Genomic DNA, 5,170 nt, shown 5'->3' with positions numbered 1-5,170 from the left:
GTCGTGGCGCCGCGGCTGATGGCACGCGCCGCGCGGTACGACCTCACGGCGACGGCCGGGCAGTCCTGAACCCTTCGGCCCGGGTGTCTCGTAACCAGTTCACATACCCCTTGGCATGGACGGATTGCGATGATTGCGACGCAGCCCTCGCCCGGCGCGGATGTGGACGCTGGTGCCGGCCGGGTGATGGTGGTGGCGATCATGGCGTCGATGGTCGCCTTTCTCGACAGCACCGTCGTGAACCTGGCACTGCCGGCGACCGAACGCGAGCTCGGCGGGGGCATGTGTCTCCAGCAATGGGTGGTGGACGGTTATCTGCTGGCGCTGGCCGCCACGATCCTGCCCGGGGGTGCCATCGCGGATCTGTTCGGCCGGGTCCAGGTGATGCGGTTCGGGCTGGTGGCCTTCGGGGCGGGCTCGGCGGTGGCGGCCACGGCCACGTCGCCGGGCATGCTGATCGCCGGACGCCTCGTCCAGGGTCTCGGTGCGGCATTCTTGGTGCCCGGATCGCTGGCGCTCATCAATTCCGCGTTCGATCCCGCACACCGCTCCGCGGCCGTGGGCTCGTGGACGGCATGGACCGGAACCGCCTTCGCGCTGGGCCCGCTGTTGGGCGGCCTGGCGGTCGACCTGCTGGGCTGGCGATGGATCTACGCCCTGTCGGCGATCCCTATGATCGCCGCCTTCGCTTTGACGTATCGCTTACGCGCCGTGGAGGTTCCGGGAGCGCCCGGGCGCTCCCGTCTCGACGTCGCCGGGGCGGCGTTGTCGGCCGTCGGTTTGACCGCCACCGTGTATGCGCTCATCGAAGCGGGCAGGCACGGATGGCACCCGCAGCTCGTCGCGGCACTGGCGATCGGCGCTGCGGCGCTGCTGGCGTTCGTGGGTTGGCAGCGCCGTGCCCGTCACCCGCTGGTGCCGCTCGGCCTTTTCGCCAACCGCGACTTCGCGGGCGCCAATCTGACCACCGCCTTCGTGTACGGCGCCCTCACGATGGGGTCGCTTGCGGTGTCCCTCTACACCCAGGAGGTCGCCGGCTATTGTGCGACGGTCGCGGGACTGGTGACCTTGCCCAGCCCCCTGCTGTCGTTTCTCTTCGCCAAGCGGGTCGGCGGCCTGGCGGCGCGGATCGGTGCCCGGGTCTTCCTGGCGACGGGCCCGGTCGTCGCCGGGGCCGGGTTGCTGCTCATCCGCCCCGCCGCCCACGGGTTCAACGTCCTGACCCACCTGCTGCCCGGGATGGTCGTGCTCGCCCTCGGCATGGTGCTCACCAGTACGCCGCTGACCGCGCTGAATCTGTCCTCCGTCAACCCGGCCAACAGCGGAGTGGCGGCGGCCGTCCAGAACGCGGTCGGCCGGACGTCGGCGCTGACGTCGGTGGCATGCGTCGGACTGATCGCCACCGGCACGCTCACCGACGCCAGCTTCGCCCGGCTGCTGCGGGATGCCGCGGCGCTCTTCTTCATCGGCGCCTTGGTCAGCGGCTTCTCCGTCGGCAAGGCGCGCAACCGCGCGGTGTGATCCGTGCCGCTGTGGCAGCCTATAGCGGCATGACCGAGCATCCGACCGCGCTGCACGTCGTCGACGGCATCGACCTGTCCGGCAAGGTCTGCGTGATCACCGGCGCGTCGTCCGGGCTGGGGCGCGAGTCGGCCCGGGCGCTGGCGGCGGCCGGCGCGCACGTCGTCCTGGCCACCCGCAATCCGGCGGCGTTGGCGGAGGCGTCCCGGTGGATCGCCGCGGAAGTGCCGGGCGCGCGGACCTCGACCGTCGAACTCGACCTGACCGCGTTGGCCGGCCTGCGGGCGGCGGCGGGCGCCGTCGGCGACATCGCCCCGGCCATCGACGTCCTGATGAACAACGCCGGGGTGATGTTCACGCCGTTCGGCAGGACGCGCGATGGCTTCGAGATGCAGATGGGCACCAACCATTTCGGGCACTTCGAGCTGACCCGGCTCCTGGTTCCGCAGCTCGCCGCCGCCGGCCGGGCTCACGGTCAGGCCCGGATCGTCAACCTGTCGTCCGCGGGCCACGTGCTGGGCGACGTGGACTTCGACGATCCGCATTGGGACAGGCGAGAATACGACAAGTTCGCCGCCTACGGCGCGTCGAAGACGGCGAACATCCTGCACGCCGTGGCAGCCGATCGCCGCCTGCGCGACAAGGGAATTCGCGCGTATGCCGTGCATCCCGGCACCGTGGCCACGTCGCTGGCGCGGCACATGTCCCGGGAGGACTTCGCGCGGCTGCGCAAACCGACTGGCGAGCGGCTGGCCGTCATCACGTCCGACCGCGGCGCGGCCACCCAGGTGTGGGCGGCCGTCAGCCCGGAGCTGGCCGGCCGCGGTGGGCTGTATCTCGAAGACTGTCGGGTCAGCGACAACGCGACGCCCTACGCCCGCGACGAGCGGCGCGCGGAGCGGTGGTGGGAGCTGTCCGAGGAGATCACGGCTCGGGCAGCGGGGTCCACTCGCGGGACAGCCGCGACGTGAACGACGGGGACCTGCGCTCGAGGAACGCGGCCACCCCCTCGCGCGCGTCGGCGCCGCCCATCACCCGATGGTGTAGCCGCGTTTCCAGCGCGGCGACCTGCCGCGGGCTGTAGTGGTTGATCGCGGTGTCCCACAGCAGCCGCTTGCACAGCGCCGCCGACATCGGCGCGACGTTGACCGCGATGTCGCGGGCCAGCTCGACCGCGTGGTCGAGCACCTGGTCGGCCGGCAGGGCGCGGTTGGCTATGCCGAGCGCCACCGCCTCGGCCCCGCCGAAGGTCCGCCCGGTGAGCAGGATGTCCGCGGCCACCCCCAGCGTGGTCAGCTGCGCCAGCGTCCAGTGCGACATGCAATCGGGCAGCACGCCCCGGCGCACCTGCACCACACCGTATTTGGCGTCCTCGGCGACGATGCGCAGGTCCGCCTGCAAGGCGATGGTCAGCCCGATGCCGATGGCGTGGCCGTTGACGGCCGCGATCACCGGCTTGCGCAGCTCGAACGCGGCGGGGGTGATCGGTGACGCCGAGAACCCATCGGCCGGGGCGCCGAACGGCTCGGCGTCGCCGGAGAAGTCCGCCCCGGCGCAGAAGGCGTCGCCCGCCCCGGTCACGACGATGGCCCGGACGTCGTCGTCGCCGTCGCAGTCGTAGTACGCGCGGCTCAGCAGCGCGCCCATGTCGGCGGTGTAGGCGTTGCGCCGCTCGGGCCGATTGAGCGTGAGCACCGCCACGCCCGCGTCGACGTCGACCGTCACGTCGGGGCTCATCGCAGGACGGGTGTCCGGTGCAGGGCGCCGATCAGGTCGGCGATGTCCGCGGCGCGCGGCGTGTAGCCCGGGAAGTAGCAGCACACCTCCGCGGCGTGCTCGGAGAACCGGGCGGCTATCTGCTGCGCGCATTCCTCGGGGCTTCCCACGATCCCGATCCGCGCCACCACCTCGTCGCCGATCAGGCGGCGCATCTCGGCGAACCGCCCCTGCTTGGACAGGGCGTTCAGCTCGGGATGGATGTCGGCCCACCCCTCGGCCTCCAGCACGGGCAGGTAGGCCGGGGTGGAGCCGTAGAACGAAATCAGCGCCGCCACACCGTCGATCGCGGCCGCCAGGTCGGCCTCGTCGCGGCCGACGGCGACCATCGCCTGGGCGATGATCTGGAATCCGTTCCAGGTCCGGCCCGCGCGGCGCAGCCCCTCGGCGACCGCCGGGATGGTGCGCTCGGCGAAGTGGCGGGCGCTGTTGAACGGCATCACCAGCAGCCCGTCGGCGACCTCGGCCGCGGTGCGCGTCATCACCGGGCCCAACGCGCCCAGCAGCACTGGCGGCGGCCCGAACGGGTTGGGCCCGGGATTGAAGTTGGGCGCCATGATGGTGTGGGTGAAGAATTCGCCGCGAAAGTCCAGGCGGCCCTGGCCTTCCCACGCCGCGAAGATGGCCTTGATCGCGCGCACGGTCTCGGCCATCAGCGCCGCCGGCCTTCCCCACCTGCTGCCGTAACGCTTTTCGATGTGGGCCTTCACCTGCGACCCGAGCCCAAGCCGGAACCGGCCACCGCTGTACAGCTGCAGGTCGTAGGCGGCGTGGGCCAGATGCAGCGGGCTGCGGGGCGGGGCGATCGCCACGTTGGTCATCAGATCGAGGTCGGTCGCGCCGGCGGCGATGAGCAGAGGGAAGAAGACGTCGTGCTGGCCCTCGAAGGTGAACAGGCCGTCCGCGCCCGTCGCGGCGACGTCGGCGGCGCTCGCCGCGGCATCCACCGGTGAACCGTTGACCTGCAGCTGTACCTTCATCGAATCCCCTGTCGCACAGTGTTATTCGGAGTTACTCGGAGAGTTGGAACTCCACCACCTCGGCGACCGCGGCCACCGCCTCGCGGACCGCGACCAGGCGTTCGGCGGCCGACGGCGCCGCCAGCACCGAGTACCGGTCCGCGGTGCCGATCGGGATGCGGGCCGCCAACTCCCACAACCGTTGGCCGGCGTCGCCGCCGGTGTACTCGCCTAGCAGCGCCTCGCGGTCCGGCAGGCTCACGCCGCGCGCGTCGGCGATCCGCGCGAACAGGGCCATCACCCGGTCCTCGACCTCGAGCAGCTGGGCGGGGCTGACCGGATCGCCCTGCTCGTCGGGCCACAACGTCACGGTCGCCCGCGGGTAGGGATCGTCGGGCAGCCATTCGGAGACCTTGATCCGCTCCCCGGTCCGGCAGTGCATCGAGTACCGGCCCGCGCCGAGCTCGACGCATTCGGTGATTCTGGACAACACCCCGACGTCGCAACGCGATTCGCCGCCACCGACCTCGCGGCCCCGGGCGATCAGCACCACGCCGAACGGATCCCCGGCGTCCAGGCAGTGTCGGACCAGCGCGGCGTAGCGCGGTTCGAAGATCCGCAACGGCAGGTCCTCGTCGGGCAGCAGCGCCGACTCCAGCGGGAACATCGCCAACTCGAGGGGTTCGAACATCAGATTTCCAACTCGGCCACCAGCGCGTCGACGACGGCGCGCAGGTCACCGTCGTGCTCCTCGGCGACCCGGCGCTGCCGCTGATACGAGGCGCCGCGCCTGGGGATCTCGGCGACGGCGGCCAGCTCGTCGACGCAGTCCAGCGACTTGGCGACGGGCTCCAGCTGGTTCAGCACGTCGTCGAGATCCTCGGTGACCAGCCGCTCGTTGCTGTCGGCGTCCT

5 protein-coding genes and 1 pseudogene are annotated in these 5,170 nt (G+C 71.4%); 2 read left to right on the top strand and 4 right to left on the bottom strand.

All coding sequences use genetic code 11. The features are described from left to right. The first annotated feature begins 129 nt into the window (after positions 1–129). Positions 130–1,521 (top strand): MFS transporter, encoded by a 1,392-nt coding sequence (locus tag A9X04_RS14155; RefSeq protein WP_067921327.1) that lies wholly within the window; start codon positions 130–132, stop codon positions 1,519–1,521. A gap of 29 nt (positions 1,522–1,550) precedes the next feature. Beyond that, complete coding sequence (locus A9X04_RS14150; RefSeq protein WP_067921325.1) at positions 1,551–2,492, top strand: SDR family NAD(P)-dependent oxidoreductase; 942 nt, start codon at positions 1,551–1,553, stop codon at positions 2,490–2,492. On the opposite strand, the gene A9X04_RS14145 is transcribed toward A9X04_RS14150, so the two are convergent. From A9X04_RS14145 to A9X04_RS14130, 4 genes and pseudogenes are all read right to left on the bottom strand, one after another. Next, positions 2,446–3,258 carry an enoyl-CoA hydratase/isomerase family protein gene (locus A9X04_RS14145; protein ID WP_067921323.1) on the bottom strand — a complete coding sequence of 271 codons (813 nt, stop codon included), beginning with the start codon at positions 3,256–3,258 and terminating at the stop codon, positions 2,446–2,448. The two genes, A9X04_RS14150 and A9X04_RS14145, sit on opposite strands and share 47 nt — an antisense overlap. Beyond that, positions 3,255–4,277 (bottom strand): TIGR03617 family F420-dependent LLM class oxidoreductase, encoded by a 1,023-nt coding sequence (locus A9X04_RS14140; RefSeq protein WP_067921321.1) that lies wholly within the window; start codon positions 4,275–4,277, stop codon positions 3,255–3,257. The genes A9X04_RS14145 and A9X04_RS14140 overlap by 4 nt, the downstream gene beginning before the upstream one ends. A gap of 31 nt (positions 4,278–4,308) precedes the next feature. Continuing rightward, entirely contained in the window at positions 4,309–4,947 is a 639-nt protein-coding gene (locus A9X04_RS14135; RefSeq protein ID WP_067921319.1) for an LON peptidase substrate-binding domain-containing protein, read from the bottom strand. Continuing rightward, positions 4,947–5,170 (bottom strand): annotated as a pseudogene (locus A9X04_RS14130) (carboxylate--amine ligase); the annotation flags it as partial. The gene A9X04_RS14135 and the pseudogene A9X04_RS14130, both read right to left, overlap by 1 nt.

It is taken from the genome of Mycobacterium sp. E3247 (assembly GCF_001667785.1).
Taxonomy (GTDB): domain Bacteria; phylum Actinomycetota; class Actinomycetes; order Mycobacteriales; family Mycobacteriaceae; genus Mycobacterium.
Note: the sequence above shows the minus strand (reverse complement) of the source record. Positions and strands in the feature narration are given on the sequence as shown.

What these genes read in the sequence shown, in the direction of transcription:
- A9X04_RS14140 (WP_067921321.1), bottom strand. Translation starts at nt 4,277, where the DNA reads ATGAAGGTACAGCTGCAGGTCAACGGTTCACCGGTGGATGCCGCGGCG.
- A9X04_RS14145 (WP_067921323.1), bottom strand. Translation starts at nt 3,258, where the DNA reads ATGAGCCCCGACGTGACGGTCGACGTCGACGCGGGCGTGGCGGTGCTC.
- A9X04_RS14135 (WP_067921319.1), bottom strand. Translation starts at nt 4,947, where the DNA reads ATGTTCGAACCCCTCGAGTTGGCGATGTTCCCGCTGGAGTCGGCGCTG.
- A9X04_RS14150 (WP_067921325.1), top strand. Translation starts at nt 1,551, where the DNA reads ATGACCGAGCATCCGACCGCGCTGCACGTCGTCGACGGCATCGACCTG.
- A9X04_RS14155 (WP_067921327.1), top strand. Translation starts at nt 130, where the DNA reads ATGATTGCGACGCAGCCCTCGCCCGGCGCGGATGTGGACGCTGGTGCC.